Origin of the sequence: Cloacibacillus porcorum (assembly GCF_001701045.1) — a bacterium.
In the GTDB taxonomy this organism is placed as follows: Bacteria; Synergistota; Synergistia; order Synergistales; family Synergistaceae; genus Cloacibacillus; species Cloacibacillus porcorum.
This window is the reverse complement of sequence record NZ_CP016757.1, coordinates 2,852,620-2,870,934: the sequence shown is the minus strand read 5'-3', so window position 1 is coordinate 2,870,934 and position 18,315 is coordinate 2,852,620. Positions and strand designations below refer to the sequence as shown.

14 protein-coding genes are annotated in these 18,315 nt (G+C 58.0%); 7 read left to right on the top strand and 7 right to left on the bottom strand.

The features are described from left to right. The first annotated feature begins 174 nt into the window (after nucleotides 1–174). The 3 genes from sdaAB to hydA are packed head-to-tail and all read left to right on the top strand — an operon-like array spanning nucleotide 175 to nucleotide 3,088. On the top strand, nucleotides 175–840 hold the full coding sequence (sdaAB, locus tag BED41_RS13010; protein ID WP_066747137.1) for an L-serine ammonia-lyase, iron-sulfur-dependent subunit beta: 666 nt from the start codon (nucleotides 175–177) through the stop codon (nucleotides 838–840). Continuing rightward, nucleotides 841–1,716, top strand: coding sequence for an L-serine ammonia-lyase, iron-sulfur-dependent, subunit alpha (sdaAA, locus tag BED41_RS13005; protein ID WP_066747134.1), 876 nt, complete (start codon nucleotides 841–843; stop codon nucleotides 1,714–1,716). It abuts the gene before it with no gap. A gap of 4 nt (nucleotides 1,717–1,720) precedes the next feature. Beyond that, on the top strand, nucleotides 1,721–3,088 hold the full coding sequence (gene hydA, locus BED41_RS13000; RefSeq protein WP_066747131.1) for a dihydropyrimidinase: 1,368 nt from the start codon (nucleotides 1,721–1,723) through the stop codon (nucleotides 3,086–3,088). A 74-nt stretch (nucleotides 3,089–3,162) separates the two neighbouring features. On the opposite strand, the gene ssnA is transcribed toward hydA, so the two are convergent. Together ssnA and BED41_RS12990 are read right to left on the bottom strand one after the other, a co-directional pair. Beyond that, entirely contained in the window at nucleotides 3,163–4,491 is a 1,329-nt protein-coding gene (gene ssnA / locus BED41_RS12995; RefSeq protein WP_066747128.1) for a putative aminohydrolase SsnA, read from the bottom strand. A gap of 182 nt (nucleotides 4,492–4,673) precedes the next feature. Next, on the bottom strand, nucleotides 4,674–5,057 hold the full coding sequence (locus tag BED41_RS12990) for a RidA family protein (RefSeq protein WP_066747125.1): 384 nt from the start codon (nucleotides 5,055–5,057) through the stop codon (nucleotides 4,674–4,676). A 252-nt stretch (nucleotides 5,058–5,309) separates the two neighbouring features. Between BED41_RS12990 and BED41_RS12985 the strand changes: the two genes are divergently transcribed. After that, nucleotides 5,310–7,538: a xanthine dehydrogenase family protein molybdopterin-binding subunit gene (locus BED41_RS12985; RefSeq protein ID WP_066747123.1), complete on the top strand. Its 2,229-nt coding sequence runs from the start codon at nucleotides 5,310–5,312 to the stop codon at nucleotides 7,536–7,538. A gap of 3 nt (nucleotides 7,539–7,541) precedes the next feature. Further along, nucleotides 7,542–8,972: an FAD binding domain-containing protein gene (locus BED41_RS12980; protein WP_066747116.1), complete on the top strand. Its 1,431-nt coding sequence runs from the start codon at nucleotides 7,542–7,544 to the stop codon at nucleotides 8,970–8,972. 157 nt (nucleotides 8,973–9,129) lie between these two features. Here BED41_RS12980 and BED41_RS12975 read toward each other — a convergent pair whose 3' ends face one another. Then, nucleotides 9,130–12,267: a diguanylate cyclase gene (locus BED41_RS12975; RefSeq protein ID WP_066747113.1), complete on the bottom strand. Its 3,138-nt coding sequence runs from the start codon at nucleotides 12,265–12,267 to the stop codon at nucleotides 9,130–9,132. 305 nt (nucleotides 12,268–12,572) lie between these two features. Between BED41_RS12975 and aspT the strand changes: the two genes are divergently transcribed. Then, a complete protein-coding gene (aspT, locus tag BED41_RS12970) occupies nucleotides 12,573–14,270 on the top strand; it encodes an aspartate-alanine antiporter (RefSeq protein ID WP_066747110.1) in 1,698 nt (565 codons plus the stop codon). 656 nt (nucleotides 14,271–14,926) lie between these two features. Here aspT and BED41_RS12965 read toward each other — a convergent pair. Continuing rightward, complete coding sequence (locus BED41_RS12965; RefSeq protein ID WP_229712446.1) at nucleotides 14,927–15,847, bottom strand: EamA family transporter; 921 nt, start codon at nucleotides 15,845–15,847, stop codon at nucleotides 14,927–14,929. 14 nt (nucleotides 15,848–15,861) lie between these two features. After that, nucleotides 15,862–16,341, bottom strand: coding sequence for a Cys-tRNA(Pro) deacylase (ybaK, locus tag BED41_RS12960; protein ID WP_066747104.1), 480 nt, complete (start codon nucleotides 16,339–16,341; stop codon nucleotides 15,862–15,864). Between the two features lie 84 nt (nucleotides 16,342–16,425). On the opposite strand from ybaK, the gene BED41_RS12955 reads away from it, so the two are divergent. Continuing rightward, the gene (locus tag BED41_RS12955; protein WP_066747102.1) at nucleotides 16,426–16,818 is read left to right on the top strand and encodes a ribonuclease HI family protein; all 393 of its coding nucleotides are present in this window, start codon (nucleotides 16,426–16,428) and stop codon (nucleotides 16,816–16,818) included. A gap of 121 nt (nucleotides 16,819–16,939) precedes the next feature. Here BED41_RS12955 and BED41_RS12950 read toward each other — a convergent pair whose 3' ends face one another. Together BED41_RS12950 and BED41_RS12945 are read right to left on the bottom strand one after the other, a co-directional pair. After that, a complete protein-coding gene (locus BED41_RS12950) occupies nucleotides 16,940–17,386 on the bottom strand; it encodes an RrF2 family transcriptional regulator (RefSeq protein ID WP_066747100.1) in 447 nt (148 codons plus the stop codon). 307 nt (nucleotides 17,387–17,693) lie between these two features. Next, nucleotides 17,694–18,185 carry a prolyl-tRNA synthetase associated domain-containing protein gene (locus tag BED41_RS12945; RefSeq protein WP_066747098.1) on the bottom strand — a complete coding sequence of 164 codons (492 nt, stop codon included), beginning with the start codon at nucleotides 18,183–18,185 and terminating at the stop codon, nucleotides 17,694–17,696. Nucleotides 18,186–18,315: the final 130 nt, after the last annotated feature.

The window sequence follows — 18,315 nt, the reverse complement described above, 5'->3', positions numbered from 1 at the left end:
AATCCGTCGGCAGAGAGGACAAACGCGCTAAAAATGATGTTGCCAGGCGGCACGGGCTGCGGAGTCTGACTTTTTTATGCGTTTGCCCGGTGCGGGCTGGCATTTCGTTTGTCAATTAGGGCTCCATAATATAAGATAATCGAAGCAGCAAGATAAAAAAACTGAGGTGATGATATGCCCGTTTGGGAGATAATCGGCCCGGTGATGACCGGCCCCTCTTCGAGCCATACAGCAGGCGCGGCGCACATAGGCCGTATCGTACGCATGTGCTGGGGCGGCGAAGTGAAGAGGGCGGATCTATATATGCGCGGCAGCTTCGCGAGTACCGGCGCGGGACACGGGACGGATAAAGCGCTGATTGCGGGGCTTATGGGGATGTCGCAGGACGATCCCTCCATCAGGGACGCGCTTGAACTGGCGCGCGCCGCGGGGATGGAGTTCCATTTCTATACGGAGGAGGTGGCGGGGGCGCATCCCAACTCCGTGCGCGTCGTCGTCAGCGGCGATGACGGGCGAACGATGGAGGCTGTCGGCTATTCCATCGGCGGCGGCGCGGTCATCCTCCACAAGCTTGACGGCTTTCAGGTGGACATCTCCTGCACTCTGCCGGCAGTCATCATAATGAACCGCGACGTGCAGGGCGTTGTCAGCGCGGTGACCTCGTACCTCTCGGCCCATAATGTCAATATCGCGACGATGAAGCTCCACCGCGATACGCGCGGCGGCCTCGCGACGATGGTCATCGAGCTTGATTCCGCCGAAGAACACGCGGATACCGAAGTGATAAAAAATCTCCATCCCGGGATAGTCCGTGTGATCGGAATAGAGGGGGAAGACTAAATGCTCAAGGCCGTTGAAAAGATAGTCAGGCTTGCCGATGATAGAAAGATCGCCTTTCCGGAGGCGGTCCTTATCCTAGACGCGGCGGAGACCGGGGTCCCCGCGGAGGAGATAAGGGGCAGAATGGCGGAACGCCTTGCCGATATGCGCCGCAGCGTCCGTGAGGCCTGCGCGAATACTGTGCCATGCCGTATAGAGCCTTCGATGGGGCCGAAGCTGCGCTCCTATCAAGGCGCGATGTCCGGTGATTTTATCCTCGCCGCCTCCGCGACCGCAATGGAGGTGGCCTCGTACAACGCGACGATGGGGCGCATCGTCGCGGCGCCGACCGCCGGCAGCTGCGGGATAATTCCCGGCATGCTCTTTGCCTGGGAATTTTTCTGCGGCGAGGGCAGGGATACCGAGGCGCTGCTTATCGACGCTCTGATAACCGCGGGAGCGGTGGGCGAGGTGACGGCCTTCCGCGCGACCCTCGCGGGAGCCGACGGCGGCTGCCAGGCGGAGTGCGGCGCGGCCGCCGCGATGGGCTCCGCGGCGCTTGCCTTTTTACAGGGCGGAACGCCGGCGATGAGCGCCCACGCCGCGGCGATGACCTTCAAATCTGTGCTCGGCCTGGCCTGCGACCCCGTAGGCGGCCTGGTGGAATGTCCCTGCATAAAACGCAACGGCATCCTTGTAGCCAACGGTACGCTCTGCGCCGATATGGCGCTTGCGGGGATAGAGTCGGTGATACCGCTTGACGAAGTTATCGATTCGATGGGGCAGATAGGGCGGATGATGGCGCCGGCGCTTCGCGAAACTTCGCAGGGCGGGCTTGCCGTGACACCGACGGCTGTAGAGCTCATGAAAGCCGGACAGGAGAGGATCGGAGGCTGATATTATGGCAATATTGATAAAGAATGGAATAATCGGGACGGCGGAGCGCTCTTTCCGCGGCGACCTGCTCATCGATGGCGAGAAGATCGCCGCGGTTGGCGGCTCGCTCCACTGCGGCGGCGCCGAAGTGGTGGATGCCTCGGGCTGTTACCTGCTTCCCGGCGGCGTCGACCCGCACACGCACGTGATTCTGCAGGCCGGCGGCAGCAAGGTATCCGACGGCTTCGCGGCGGCGACGCGCGCGGCTGTCTTTGGAGGCACGACCTCCATCGTTGAGCATCCCGGTTTTACCGCCGACGGCGAGCCGCTCGCAAGGGCAGTCGAACTGACCGTCGCCGAGGGTGAGGGGCGCTCCTATACGGATTTCGGCGTTCACCTCGTCTTCCAGCGCTATGACGGTGATATCGCGCGGGAGCTGCCGGAGATCGTATCGCGCGGCTTCCCGACCGGCAAGGTCTATACCACCTACGCCGGACGTCTTACGGACGAAGAGATCTTTCCGCTGATGCTCGGGATGAAAGAGGCCGGAGGACTGCTCTTTTATCACTGCGAGAACGACGCGATCACGAACGGCCTCGCGGCCGAATACCAGAGGGAGCTGCCGGCGGCGGCTAGTCTTTGGCCCAAGAGCCGCCCCGGTTATTGCGAGGCGGAGGCGGTGAGGCGCATCCTCGCCCTCTCGCGGGCCGCGGGCGTGGCCGCCTATATCGTCCACCTGTCGACGAAGGAGGCGCTCGAGGAGGTTATCCTGGCCCGCCGCGCGGGACAGCGGGTCTATGCGGAGACCTGCCCGCAGTATCTTACGCTTACGGAAGAGCGCTATAAGAGGGAGAACGGCCTCGACTACGTGATGGCGCCGCCGCTGCGGAAACAGGGAGACTGCAACCGCCTCTGGCGCGCTCTCGCGCAGGGCGATATCGATACGGTTGGCACCGACCACTGCTCGTTCAGCCGCGCCGACAAGGTGCGGCTGGGCGCGGAAAATGTCTTTAAGAGCCCCGGCGGCATCCCGGGAATAGAGACGCGCATGGAGCTGCTCTTCTCCGAGGGCGTTATGAAGAACCGCCTTTCGCTGGAGCGCTTCGTCGCCGTGACCGCGACAAATCCCGCCGGCATCCTCGGGCTGCGGGACAAGGGACGGATAGCGGAGGGGGCCGACGCGGACCTGATACTTATCGATCCCGCGATGAGCAAAAAAATCTCTGCCGAATCGCTGCATCAGAGAGTAGACTATACCCCCTACGAAGGTGTGACCGTCAACGGCTGTGTGACCGACCTCTGGCTGCGCGGCCGCCGTCTGCTTAAAGAGGGGGAGCTGACATCCGACGAACCATGCGGCAGACTGGTCAGGAGAGAGTTATCCGGCGAATAGCCGTATGCCTGGCGAAATAGAGGAAAAGAAAAAGGGGCGGCCAAGCGGCCGTCCCTTTTACAGTCTTTGTGCGCCTAGATTTTTTTCCAGACCTCGGCCGCGTGTTCGCGCGCCTTGGCGAAGATCTCCTCCGCGTCGAGCTCGGTGAGCTTTCGGTCCTTCATGAGTATCCTGCCGTTGGCGATTGTAGTGACGACGCTGCGCGCCGAAGCGCCAAAGAGCAGATGCCCGTTGATATTTTTATCGGAGAGCGCGGTCGGCGCGTTGTAGTCGAGCACGATAACGTCGGCGGCGTAGCCGTCCTTTAACATGCCGAGCTTTACGGGGAAGGCGCGCTCCGCGATTAAGGCGTTATTCTCAAAGAGCATCGCCGGAAGTTCTCCCCAGCCTGCGTTGGGATGTTTCGCCGCGTGTTTGCAGAGGGCGTTGCCCATCTTGTAGGACTGCAGCATATCGCTGACATAGCCGTCGGTTCCAAGGCCGAGGGTAATCCCCTCCGCCGCCAGCTGTGGAACGGAGGCCGCGCCGACGGCGTTGCCCATATTCGATTCGGGGTTGTGTACGACGGCGGTGCCCGTCTCCTTGAGCAGCGCGCGCTCCGCGCCGTCTATATGGATGCAGTGGACGAAGATCGAGTTTTTGCCGGTGATGCCGAAGTCGTGGAAGCGCCGCACGATACGCTTTCCGTGCTCGCGCTCGCAGGCCTCCTCGTCGGATGGCCCCTCCGCCACATGCACATGCCAGCCGTTTTCGCGGCCCTCCATCGCCTCGCGGCACTTTTCAAGGGTGCAGTCGCTCAGGGTAAAGGAGGCGTGCAGGCCGAACTTGCCGGAGATCATCGGGTCGTTCTCGCGCTCGGCCCAGTCCATAAAGGCGATGTTCTCCTTGATCCCCTCGTAGGCGATCTTCTGACCGTCGCGGTCGGAGACTTCGTAACAGGTGGAGGTGCGGATACCGGCCTCGCGCGCCGCCCTTGCCACCTCGCAGAGGCTTCCGCTCACCGCGTACGGGCTCGCGTGGTGGTCGATGATGGTGGTGCAGCCGCACTTTATTGCCTCAACGAGCGCAGTGAGGGCGCTGTAATAACAGTCGCGCAGCGTAAGCGCCTTGTCGAGCCGCCACCAGAGCTTTTCCAACACGCCGGAGAAGTCCTGCGCCGGTTCGCCGGGGACGTTCATCCCGCGGGAGAAGGTGCTGTAAAAGTGCATATGGCTGTTGATGAATCCGGGCATAATGAGGCCGCCCTTGGCGTCAATGAACTTTGCCGTCGGATATTTTGCGCGCATATCCAACGTGGTGCCGACTGAATTTATCGAAGTGCCGCTGATCGCGGCACATCCGTCCGCTATAAAGGGATTGTCGGGATCGCGTGTTATCAGAGGTCCGTTGCCGATAAGTAGCATCTCAGTATCCTCCTTGATGGTGTATTTTTAAGTTTTGTTTTTTAATTTAGAATGCGCCTAAAGCGCAGGATAGATGTGCCGCAGGCTAAACGGGCGCATGGCGGCCAACCGAAAGCGCACTGCCGTGCGGCGGGGATTGGCTGCCATGCGCCCATGACGCCTATGCGGCATATATTCCGCGTTTACTTACAAAGAGCGATAGCCTCAACCTCAACCAGCACGTCTTTCGGAAGGCGGGCCACCTCGACGCATGAGCGCGCGGGGGCATCCTTCGCGAAATACTTCGCGTAAACTTCGTTGACCTTCGCGAAGTCATTCATGTCTTTGATGAAGACGGTCGTCTTGACGACGTCGTCGGTTGTCAGCCCCTGGCTCTCGAGTACTGCGCTCATATTCTTGAGCGCCTGTTCCGCCTGGCAGGCGACGCATCCGGGAACGACCGCCATCGTCTGAGGATCGAGGGGGATCTGTCCCGACAGATAGAGGAATCCGCCGGCCTTTACCGCCTGAGAATAGGGTCCGATCGCCGCCGGTGCGTTGGGGGTGCTTATGATTTCTTTTGACATTGTATTTTTCTCCCTTCAATTTTGTTTGACTATCTAAAAATTTTTTTGATTGCGTAACTATATTCTACATCATTTCCTGAAAAATTGCACCTTTGATTATTCGCAATTTATCTGCCGTTATTATATGATAATCGCTGTTAAAGTGATATGTAATCAAGCACAATACCTGTTTGCAATTATTCCAAGAGAGTATAATATTAACATTCAAGAGAGTAATATTAACGGGGAGAAATCCAGTTGGGAGGGGCGCCTATGAGCGAAGAGTTCAGGATTATCGGAAAGTCTCTGCCGCGCTTTGACGGTCCCGTCAAAGTTGCGGGAGAGGTTAAGTTTCTTGAGGACATAGAGATTCCCGGCTGCTGGCTGGGCGGCGTAGTCCGTTCCGAGGTGCCGCGCGGCGTGGTGCGGAAGATAGAAACGCTTCCCGCCTTCGCGGAGACGGGCGCGGTGCTGGTCACGGCGGAGGATATCCCCGGAGAAAACTATGTCGCTATCGTGCGCAGTGACTATCCGGCTCTCGCCGCTCCCGCGGTAAACTACGCGACGCAGGCCGTGGCTCTTGTCGCCGCGCCTGATGCGGAGAGCCTTAAACGGGCGATGGCCGCCGTTGTTGTTGAGATAGAGCCGCTGCCGCCGATATTCACGGTAGAGGAGTCCGCGGCCCGCAAAGAGCTGATCTGGGGCGAGGATAACTGTATTGACCATTATCACACTGAGCGCGGCGATCTGCGGAAGGGGTTCGCGGAGGCCGACGTGGTGGTGGAGGGAGAATGGGAGACGGGGCTGCAGGAGCAGATGTACCTTGAGACGCAGGGCATGGCGGCCTGGCGCGCCGGCGACGGCATCGAGCTTCTCGGTTCGCTGCAGTGCCCCTTCTACGTGGTGAACGCCGTCGCGGCGGCGCTTGGACTGCCGCACGAAAAGGTCACCGTCCGCCAGAGCGCCACCGGCGGGGCCTTTGGCGGCAAGGAGGACTATCCATCGATACTCGGCGTCTACGCGGCGCTGCTGGCCTGGAAATCTGGCAAAAAGGTGAAAATCGTCTACGACCGTTCGGAGGATCTGCTCGTATCTCCGAAGCGCCATCCCTCAAAGAGCCGCTACCGCATGGGACTCACAAAGGATGGTAAGATAACGGCGCTCGACGCGGAGATAAAACTCGACGCTGGGGCCTATACGACGCTGACGCGCGTCGTCCTCCAGCGCACACACCTGCACGCGGCGGGCTGCTATTATGTGCCTAACGTCCGCGTAAGGAGCAGCGCCTGGGCGACGAACACGCCGCCCAACGGGGCCTTTCGCGGCTTCGGCGCGCCGCAGGCGATATTCGCGATCGAGCGCACTATGGACCTTGCCGCCGAACGGCTTGAGATGGACCCACTCGACATACGCCTCCTGAATACAATAAAGACCGGCGATCTGTTCCCCTACGGACAGGTGCTGCGGGAGGGCAACAACGCCGAGGGCGTGCTGCTCAAGGCGGCGGAGCTCTCCGACTACCGGAGGCGGCGTGAGATACTATCGCAGCAGAGCGAGGGGCGCTTCCGCAAGGGTATCGGCATCTCGCTCGCCCTGCATGGAGGCGGCTTTACGGGCGCGGGCGAGGCGAACATGGGGACGACGGCGAAGATGACCTTTGACGGCAAACGCTTCCGCATCTACACGAGCAGTACGGAGATGGGGCAGGGCGCGTCGACGGTGCTGCCGATGGTGGCCGCCGAGGCGCTCGGCGTGGAGCTGGAAGACGTCCTGTACGTGGAGCCGGATACGAAATATACGCCCAACACCGGCCCGACCGTCGCCTCGCGCACCACGATGTACGCGGGCAAGGCGGTGCAGGACGCCTGTGAGAACCTTAAAAAGGCGATTGAGAACGGTGGTGCGCCGCTCTCCGGCAAAGCGTTGGTCGAAGCCGCGAAGAGATATCTGGAAAAAGAGGGCCGCGCCGAGGCGCTCGGCTATAACATCTTCACCGACGGCCAGAGCTGGGACGAAGAAAAGTTCGCGGGCGACGCCTATCACGGCTACGCCTGGATTGCGAACGCCGTCGAGGTGGAGCTTGATATGGATACCTACGAGGCGACGCCGCTTTCCGCCGCGGTCGCGGCGGAGGTGGGGCGCGCGATAAACCCGATGCAGGCGAAGGCTCAGCTGACGGGGGGCGTGCTCCAGGCCTTCGGCTGGGCGCACATCGAAGATTTGAAGACGGACGCGAAGGGCCGTTACACGGCGGCGCATATGAACGCCTACCTGGTGCCGACGACGCTCGATACGCCGGAGTGGAAGGTGGAGCTGCTCGAGGACCCCTGTCCCGCCGGCTGCTACGGCGCGAAGGGGCTTGGCGAGCTTCCCTGCGACGCGGGCGCGGCGGCCTTTGTCGCCGCGATAGACCATGCCGCGCAGATATTCTCGCACTGCGCCCCGATGACCGGCGAAAGGATCTTCGAGGCGATTGAAAAGAGAGACAACGGGGGTGAATAGAAGATGAGGATAGAGCTGACAGTAAACGGAAAGCTGTGTCACGCCGAAGTGCCCCCCATGAAGCTGCTGATCGCGGTGCTGCGCGAGGATCTCGGCCTTGGCGGGACGAAAGAGGGCTGCGGCGAGGGAGAGTGCGGCGCCTGTTCCGTGATCATGAACGGCAGGCTCATAAACGCCTGCCTCGTACCCGCGTTCCAGGCCTCGGGCAGTGAGATACTGACGATCGAGGGGCTCGGAAGTTCGGAGAATATGGATATCCTTCAGCGCGCCTTCGTCCTCGAGGGCGGAGTTCAGTGCGGCTTCTGCACGCCGGGAATGATCCTCGCGGCGCGGGCGCTGCTGGAAGAAAATCCCGACCCCTCCCTGGATGAGATAAAGACGGCGTTATCCGGCAACATCTGCCGCTGTACGGGCTACGAGCGTATCTATAACGCCGTGCGGCGCGCGGTCGCCGAGGGCTACTGCGATACCTTCAAAAAACGCGAAAACCTCTGCTCCGGACAGCTGCCGCAGCCGACGAACGACGAGGATAAAATATACCTTCTTCCCGAAACGCTGAAAGAGGCCCTCTCAATGCTTGCGGAGAATCCCGGGGCCGTCATCCTCGCGGGGACGACGGATATCGTTCCCGATATCAAAAACGGCAAATTCAGCGCCGACAGGCTGTTGGATGTCAGCCGCATCAAAGAGATAAAGGGCATCTATAAGGCGGGCGGCGAGATTCATATCGGCGCCGGCGCGACAAACGGAGACATTGTCCGCAGTTCGATAATGAAAAAATACCTTCCCGCGCTCTGGGAGGCCTCGCGCAGAAGCGGCGCTCCCGCGGTGCAGAACCGTGCGACCGTTGCCGGCAACATCGCCACCGCCTCGGGCGCGGCGGACCTTCCGACGATCCTGCTGCCGCTGGAGGCGCGTGTCGTTCTGGAAAGCGCGCGCGGCGCGCGCGAATTGCCGCTGGAGCGTTTTATCGCCGGTTACCGCCAAACGGAACGCCGCGCGGACGAGCTTATCGCGGAGATCGTCATTACGGTGCCCGCCGTCGGTGCCTACCAGAGGTTTTTCAAGCGCGGTTCGCGCAGGGCGCTGACCCTGTCGCGCATCTCCCTCGGCTTTTGCCTGGAGATTGAGAGAGATGTGATAAAATCCTTCCGCGCCGGCGCGGGCAGCATGAGCCCGGTGCCGATACGCCTGCCGCGGACAGAGGCCGCGCTTGTGGGCAAAAGGCTTGACGCGAAGCTCATAGAGAGCGCCTGCGGGGCCATATCGGCGGAGCTGACGCCGCGAAAGAGCGCCGCCTGGAGAAAAAAGATGGCCTCAAACCTGCTTCGCACCTTCCTGACGGATGTATCCGAGGCGGAGGCCGGGAAGGTACGGGTGCCGGAGGATATTCCCTCGGAGGAGAGGAACGGCCCTCGGCGCTTGAATGGTTAAACGATAAGAAGGCGGCCCCCGTCCGGGCCGCCTTCGTCTTTCAATTCATAAAGAGGATAACCCCATGATAGGAGTCTTTCCGATATCCGTGCCGTCGCTCACCGCGGATAGGGGATCGTCTGCCGTCTATAAGTCTATAAAATATTACAGCCCTGGGTCAGTCCTCTTTCCGTATGTCGAGAGCGCAGAAAGTGTAAATATCATCCCCGCCCTCTCTCCGTATCGCCGCGGCGTTTACGGTAGCCGAGAGTCCGCTCTTTGAGAAGCAGCTTTTTATAGTGTAGGTACTGTTCCCCGTCCTTCTCATCTCTTCCAGAGGGCAGTTCTCACAGGGGACATCCCTTTCCTGCAGTACGGAGAAGCATTTTTTGCCGAGCCCGGTGTCTGGGAAAAAACGTCTCAATTCGTCGTTGAAATAGATAAGCTCCCATTTTAAATTTACGACGAATACCCACTGGCGCAGGCTGTTTAAGATAGACTCCTGTATCTGGAAGTTGGCGGCAAGCATTTTCTGCGAGCGCTCCTTCAGTATATAGCTGCCGATTATATCGGCGAGCAGGCTCAGCGTCTCGATCTCTTTCGAGTTTGGACGGTGTCCCTCATGTTGACAGTCGTCAAAGCCCAAAGCGCCGAACCTCACCCCCTTATCCTTGAAGGCGCACTGCAGCATATTGACGACGCCCTCCCCTCCGAGCTGTTCACGATAGGCGGTATCGCTCACGTCGTCGAGGGAGTTGAGGAAGAAGACGTCGGATTCCTCAAAATGCTTGATAAAGAGCGGATACTGATCGGCGGGCCGCATCGGGTAATTGCCGATAATCGGTTCGATTCCGCTCTGGCAGTATTCAAAGGTGCAGCCGAGCATCGTACGAGAAACGTCGTATTCAAATATATAGCCGCGGCTCATGTTGAAATAGCGGCAGGCGACGGAGAGCGCGAGATTCACAGCCCCTTCGAAATCGTTCATTGTGTAAAGTATCTTAAACACATATTCGGTTATGTTGTCGCTGTAGGATTTTTGTCCCTGCGGCTGGTCCGGCTGTGTCTTTATATTGCAGAGCTTTGCCTTTTCAAGCACGTCGCCGGGATTGTCGACATCCTCATAGAGCATGTAGCGGTTCTTCCCGCTCTGCTTCGCGCTGTAGAGCGCCATGTCCGCACGCTGATAGAGCTCGTCGAAATTCATGCCGTCCTGCGGGAATATCGCGATCCCGATACTGCCGGAGGAGGAAAACCTCTCATAGTTTTGCTGGAAGGCGGAGCGTATCTCCAGCGCCTTGCTGTGTATGAGCGCCAGCGAGGGAACGTCCTTCATCAGTATCATGAATTCATCGCCGCCGATGCGCCCGACAACGTCCGTGCCGCGGAAGGTTGAACGCAGTTTACTTGCGAGATCGCCCAGAATGGTATCCCCGTAGAGGTGGCCGAAGGTATCGTTTACCATCTTAAAATTATCTATATCGCAGATGAATACCGCGTGCATCCTGTCATGGGGGGATATGGCGAGGAAGTCCGCTATCAGCGTCTGTGTGGTTCCCTTGTCGCATAACCCGGTCAGGCTGTCAGTCTGGGCCTGCATCACGAGCGCCTCGCGCTCGCGGACCTGTTCGCTGATATCCTTCACGATTCCCACGACGCGCACGACGCTGCAGCTGCTGTCGACGATTGGCGTACCCTGCACTCTGCACCAGATATAGTCTCCGTCTGCCGTGCCCATGCGCAGCTCCGCCTGGTGCAGCCCCTCGTGGCCGGAGAGCACATCGCTGAAGAAGGCGTCAAGAACTTCACGGTCGTCTGCGTTGGCCGCCTGATGCAGCTCCCGGTCGCCGAAGCGTTTCTGGTAGGCGGGAGAGAAATAGATGCTGTCGTTTAAGACGTTCCAATCGAACAGGCATTCGTCGGCGTTCTCGGTGACAATGCGGTAACGCTCCTCGGAGAGTGCGAGCGCGTCAGAGTTGAGCTTTGATTCTGTATTGTCTAGGACGACGTGGTAATAGAAAAACCCTCCACCACGCTCCTTTACCCGGCGTCCGCGGTTCAGTATCCATTTGATATTGCTCTCGGCGGTAATGATCCTGTATTCCAGCGAAAGAATATCGTCGCTGTCGGTCTGTTCGGAGATCATCTTCAGGACATGTTCACGGTCATCGGGATGGATCCTCATCGCAAAGCTGTCCTGGTAATGGCGGTGGAAATCCTCGCGGCCGCACTCAAGAATGGAGAGATAGCCGTCGCTTATGTCTGTTATCGTCAGGCTGTTATCCAGCAGACAGCGCGATACGCCGCCGGGAATATTGGAGGTGAGCGCCTTCAGCGATTCCTTTGCCACGTCCGTCTCCTGTATCTGGCGGCGCAGGATGAGATAGGTGATGGCCCCGATTATTGTTAAGAGCGCGAAAATCATCGCTCCGAAAAAGACGGAGATGTTTACGAAATCCCCTAAACGCTCAAGCAGCACAGAACTTGGGATGACGGAGATCAGGTACCAGTCGTTTATGCCGAGCGGCGCGTAGTTGAGATAGCGGGTCTCGCCGCTGACGCCGTACTTAAAAGAGCCGCTTTTATGCGCGGCCATATCGTTCTTCATGAAATGGCGGGAGCCGTCATATCTGGCGTCGATTTTGCTGTTGGCGCTGAATAAATTGGCTGAATCCTTAAAGACCGCCTCTTCGCGTTTTTTCGGCGCAAGGATGATATTTCCCCTGTCATCCACGATATAGGAGAAGCCCCTGCCGCCGAAGAGCGGCGAAAAAAAGATGGAATGAAAATTACGGCGTTCAAATGTCGCGTACAGCACGCCGCGCACGCCCTCATAGCTCTCTATAGGCACGGCGAAAATTATTACCTCGCCGCCCGTGCGCCGGGAGACGAAAACCTCCGATATATTTTGCCTGCCGTTCAGCGCTTTCTGGAAATACCCGCGGTCCGCGACGTTCAGTGAACTGTAATCGCTGGAGAGGGAATAACCGTTTGGCAGGGCGATAGTCAAACGGTCAAAGGGCATGTTTTCGACATTCTTTCTCAGAACCCTCATCACCTGTGGGTCCAGAATGTTTTCCTCACGCGCGATGAGGTCGGCGGTGTTTTTAAGGGATGAAAAGACATTAGATACGCGCTGGTTTATCTCGGAGGAGGAATGTTCCGCGTAATCGTTGAAGCTAAGGATAGCCGTGCGTTCCAGCGCCTTTTCCACCGAGTGCTGATACCAGAAAAAAATGGAGGCAAGCGTGAGACAAAAAAATACAGCGAGCAGATAAAAAGCCGATTTACGTCCTATACTCAGAAACGAAAACACATTCAATCATCCCTTGCGCTCAGCATGTTGATTATGGGAGATTCTCTCATCAACGTGGTCCTATTTTACGCCATGCTATATTAAAAGACAATTGAAATGAAGATAATTTATATGTTTTACAAACTGAAATAAATGTCATCTTCACAAACGGAGCGTCGTTCTCCGGCTGTCTCCGCCGCGAAAGAGGAACTGGCATTTATGCTTAACCTCCGTTCCATATCTTGACAGTGAAAGAAGCGCCGCGCCAAATATAATCATAGTGTAACGATGGAATCAACCGTATTATGAAAGGGGAATCGTTTCCGATGGAGATAATATACCAACTCGCCGCGATATGCCGCGAAAATCCTTCGATACCGTTTTTCTTCTGTATCGGAGCGGGCTATTGGCTAGGGAGTTTTAAATACAAAGGCGTGGCGCTGGGCGCGGTGGCGGCGACGCTCATCGTCGCGGTGATCGTAGGGGCACTGATGGGCGTTGTGATCTCGCCCAATGTCAAAAACATCTTTTTCCTGCTCTTTATATTCACCATTGGCTACAGCAGCGGCCCCGCCTTCTTTCACAGCCTTCGCTCGAGCGCCCTGCCGCTTCTCGCCTTCGCGCTGCTGATGGCGGTGCTCTGTCTCGCCTCGGCCTACGTCATGGCGAAGCTGATGGGGCTCAATCCCGGCTTTGGCGCGGGGCTGCTCGCGGGCTCGGCGACGGAGTCGCTTATGATCGGCGTCGCCACCGATACTATCGCGAAGCTGGGGCTCGGCTCCGCCCTCACCGCGCGGTATGTCAACGACGTCCCGATCGCCTATGCGATCTCTTACCTCTTCGGTACCATCGGCGCGATATGGATAACCGCCTATCTTGGCCCGATACTGCTCGGCGTCAAGGACATCAGGGCGGAGGCCCGCGCGCTTGAGAGCAAGCTCGGAGAAACGAAGATGCCTCCCGATACCTTCATCGAATACACCGACTACCTCACACGCAGCTACCGGGTGGAAAACCCGCGCTATATCGGCAGAAGCGTCGGGGCGGCCGAGGCGGCGGAGGGCGGCGACAAAAGCTTCCTGATAACGGCGCTGCGGCGTCAGGGAGAAAAGATCTCCGTCACAGATGAAACGACGCTTGAAAAAGACGACGTCGTCGCCGTGCGCAGCCTGCGCAGGATACTGGCCGATACGGCGGCGATGCCGGGGCCGGAGGTTGTAGACAACGAGCTTTCCTCTCTCGTAATGGAACGCGTCAGTGTAGTCGTCACGAAGAGGGAGTGGTTTGGTAAAACCGTTGAAGAGCTGGCGGTCGAGCCTCAGATGCACGGCGTCATCATCAGCAAGATCACTCGCGGAGTGCAGGAGATACCCGTATACAACAGCACCGTCATCCACCGCGGCGACGTCGTCACGATCGGTGGCGTCATGAAGGCCGTTGAACTTGCGATACCGACCATCGGCTATCCGGAGCGCACCAGTACCGCGACCGATATGGTGACCGTCGCCCTCGGGATTGCAGCGGGGACTATCGTCGGAGCGCTAACCCTCAAGGTCGGCCGCATACCGCTGAGCCTGACGACCGGCGGCGGCGCGCTGCTGGCCGGCCTGCTGATAAGCTGGTTCCGCTCGACGCGCCCGGTGTTTGGGAACATGCCCGCCGCCACCTCCTGGTTATTCCAGAGCCTTGGCCTCTGCGGCTTCATCGCCGTCGTCGGGCTGAGCTGCGGACCTGATTTCGTGAGCGGTCTGCGGCAGAACGGCTGGGGGATAATGTGGGGCGGCATCGTCGTTACCGTCGTTCCCATCGTCTCCTGCATCCTCGCCGGCAGATGGTTCTTCAAGATGAATCCCGTCATTCTGCTGGGGGCCTGCACCGGCGCGCGCCTCTGCACCGCGGCGCTGGGGGCGCTGCAGGAGGCCTGCGGCAGCCCGACGCCCGTGCTTGGCTATACAGTGCCGTACGCGCTGAACAACATAATCTTTGCCGTGTGGGGAGTTGTCATTGTCCTCTTAATGGCCTGAAAATCGGCGTTTATCAAAATCGGCGCGAATAAGCACCGTATGCGTCATAAGCCGGCCTCTGAGTGTCCTCACCGTATGAACAATACGGTTCCGGTACTCAGAGACCGGCTTATTTAGCCTACGGCACTTCTTCGCACCGATTTTCCTTCGGGCTGGGGAAAGAGAGAAATTACGGTTTAGCTTTTGACGTTGCTCTTAAAGGCGCCCTCTGTGAGGCGGCCAGGGAGCCAAATCAGATCCCTTCTGATTTGTGCGATAAGTGAGACAGAAAATCTATTGATTTTCGTCGTCGAACTTAGTTTTTCCATCATTCGGCTGGTAGTTACATCAGAGCTGGCTCGGCGGTGTTTTTCCGCCGAGACTGAGGGAGAGTTGACCTTATGTTCTCCCACGGCTTTTGCCGCGGGCTCTGTATGTCGCGGGAACCGCGCCAAACAGAGCAACACTCCTTCCGTCAGCCGTCAAAAACAGGGACCGACACCTCTGATGTAACTACCAGCCGAATCGCACGAAATCAAAGATTTCGGCTCCCTGGCCGCCTCAAAGAGGGAGGCTGTAAGGGCAAAAGCAAAGCGAAACCGCTGTTTTGCTCTCCCGTATGGGCAGGGGTAATCTGGTCTGGCCGCTGCCGGGGTTGCTAGACGTGAGTTTTGTTTTCAGGAGTTTTTTTCGGGCTTTTCACGTACCAGCAGGATCACGGAGGCGATGACTAGGGGCAGGGCGATGATCGTATTCATGTGCAGAGCCTCGCCGCCGATGAGCCAGCCTAGCAGCACCGCCACCACTGGGTTGACGAAGGCGTGCGTCGCGACGCGGTTGGCCGGTTCGACGCGCATCAGCCAGAGAAACGAGGTGTAGGCGACGAGCGAGCCTAAGAAGACCAGAAAGACCAGCGCCATAGCGGAGCGCGCCGAGAAGGCGTGGAACTGCGGATAGTTTCCCGTGAAGAGAGAAAATGCGTACTGCGAGGCCATCATCACCGCGCCGCCGCATAACATCTGCATACCGGAGGCGGTCAGGGTGTCGCTGTGGATGTGCGGATTGGCGGAGATGAAGGCGCCCACCACCCAGGTGAGGGTGGAGAGCAGCAAAAGCAGCATCCAGAGGGTATATTTCGATTCAAAAGAGAGTTCGACGTTAGGGTCTCCCGCGACGAGCACGCATATCCCCACGAATCCCAGCACAAGTCCGACGTAGTGGTGCGGCAGCGGTTTTCTGCCGTTGAAGAAGAGCCACCCGATGAGGCAGAACCACAGCGGCTCGGCGGCCATGATGATCCCCGCTATCGAGGAGGGGACTACGAGTTCCGCGGTGGTGATGAGGCCGTAGGTCACGGCAAAGGGCAGCAGGGAGGCGCAGAAGGCAAGCTTCCAGCCGCGTACCGTCGGCAGCTCGCGTGTCTGAAAAAGCCTCACGGCGAGCAGGATCGCCCCCGCGGCAAGAAACCGTATGCCGCCCGAGAGCAGCGGCGGGATCGTCTCCACCGAAAAGCGGATCGCGAGGTAGGTGGAGCCCCAGATGATGTAGACCATTAGATAGGCGAAGATTATCAGCCATTTTGGCGGCCTTTTGGTCACGGTATCCAAGGCGGCTACCTGACGACCGGAGCGCTCTTAGCCTCCGTGGCGCGCACGAGGTCGGCTGGCGCGAGTTTGAAGAGCAGTCCGCGGTGGCCGGCGTTGACGGTTATAAAGTCGAAAGCAAGTGCGGATTCGTCAATGACGACGGGATATTTTTTCTTCGCGCCGAGCGGTGAACAGCCGCCGCGCACGTAGCCGGTCAGCCCCTGCACCTCTTTGAGGTGTACGAGTTCGGTGCTCTTGTTGCCGGAGGCAGCCGCGAGCGCCTTAAAATCGAGTTCGCGACCCGCTGGAACGCAGACCATTATCACACCCGTCTTGTCGCCGCGGCAGCAGAGAGTCTTGAAGGTGCGCTCTTCGGCGATGCCGGTCTTCGCCGCCGCGTCTTCCGCGGAAAGCTCCTTTTCGTCTATCTCATATTCCAGAAGCTCAAAGGGTATTTTTAGTCCTTCGAGGATACGTACCGCGTTTGTCTTTTTTGCCGCTGCCATAATTGATTTACCTCCGTTGCTCTGTAGCATATAATAGCAAAGTATAACGCAAAAATCGAAGGTACAGGGAGTTGTAAGATAAAAATGATAGGATACTTTGACGGCGCATCGCGCGGCAATCCCGGGGAGGCGGGCGCTGGCGCGCTTTTGATGGATGATAACGGAAACACTCTTTGGGAGACGGCGCGATATCTCGGCAGGAAGACCAACAACGAGGCTGAGTACAACGCCGCCATCCTGCTGCTCAAGGCCGCGCGGGAACGCGGCGCGAAGGAGCTCAGGGTCTACGGCGACAGCAAGCTCGTCGTCTGTCAGCTCTCAAAGCAATGGAAGATAAACCTGCCTCACCTGCGTGAGCTGGCCAAGGAGGCCTGGGCCGTCTCCGATGGTATCAAGGTCAGTTACGAATGGGTGCCGCGTGCAAAAAATAAACGCGCCGACGAGCTCTCCAACGAAGCGATCGACAACGCAAAATAGAAACAGACGGCGCGGCTCATCGTCTATGCCTCAGGGCGGCGAAGGCCGCGTCTTTTTATGGGTTGTTTCGCCGCGCGCAGCCTTCCATTTTAGGCTGAGGCGGCCCCCGCGCTTTGCGGAGCTAATCTCCCCGCCCGCAGGCGTCGAGGTCGCCCTTTCCCTTAAAGATCATCTCTTCCACATCGCTTATGTGAACTTTGCTCAGATAGCTGCGGCAGAGGCCGTCCATCTCCGAATAGAAGCCGTCCATTACGTCGGCCATTCCTGACGCGACGAGACACTTCATGTCGGAGTCTCCCGACCGCCAGGCGCTGCCGACAAAGGTAGTCCCTACTGTCTCGGCCACCTCCAGCAGCGATAGATCCGATACTCCCTCCCGCACCGCGTAGCCTCCCGCCGCGCCCTCGCGGGTGAGAATGATCCCCCCCCTTTTCAGCTTGCTCATCACCATGCGGACGCGCGCCGGATTGGTGCAGATATTTTTTGCGAGCGCTTCGCTCGAAAGGTAGGAGCGCTTATGATTCAAATAGACGATGGCGTGAACCGCTATCGCAAACTCTCCTGTCATGAAAACCGCCTCGCTCATCGGAAGATACAAAATCAATTTACATTGTAATTATAGATATTACATATATACAGTCAATAACTAAAGGGTAAAAAAAGAGAAATTTTGTTTCGCGGCGGGGCGGCGAAAGGAGAAAAAAGAGCGGAAACCGTAAGTTTTCACCGCTGTCTACATAATAAAAGAGCCTCTTTTTATTGATTAATCTTGTCTTTGAATGCTGGAAGCTACGTACTTATGGAACACAAAAAAGAGGCGGCGGAATTTTTCCGCCTGCCTCTCTCGTTTGTTATATGCGGTGCTGAGCGCGCCGTTATATTTTGATAAATTTAAGGCTGTTTCCCTGTCTCTCGATGATTTTTTTTATACTGTCGAACGACATCCAGAGCGTCTCCGTGTTGTCGCAGGGATGGACACCGAGCCGCGGGCGGCCCCGCAGGTCTTCGTCGATAAGCACTTCGACGTTTTTCGCGCAGTCGTTGAGGACGCCGAGCGGCGTGACTGCTCCCTTTATCAGCCCCAGGTTGTCCATCAGCCGTTCCTCGGAGCCGAAGCTCAGGCGGGTGCTGCCGATTTGCGCGCGTATCGCTTTGAGGTCGGCGCTTTTGGCCTCGTCAAGCACGACGAGGAAGTGGCGCTTGCCCTTTTCGTCGCGCAGGAAGAGATTCTTGCAGACGTCTTCTATCGTCATTCCCTCGACTTCTTTCATTTCATCTATTGTGTATACTGGGCCGTGTTCCATGACCTCGTACGCGATCCCCATTTCGGTGAGCTTCGCACGTACCTCTTCTTTGGTAAGCGGCATTTTTTATTCCTCCTAGTTTTCATACTTTATCGCATCATTATAAGGGGATTTTTTTGTTTTTCACTGGACATTGGCCGATATTTGGTCAAGAATATAATAAAAGATTATTTTCGCATATGAGGGGTGCTGT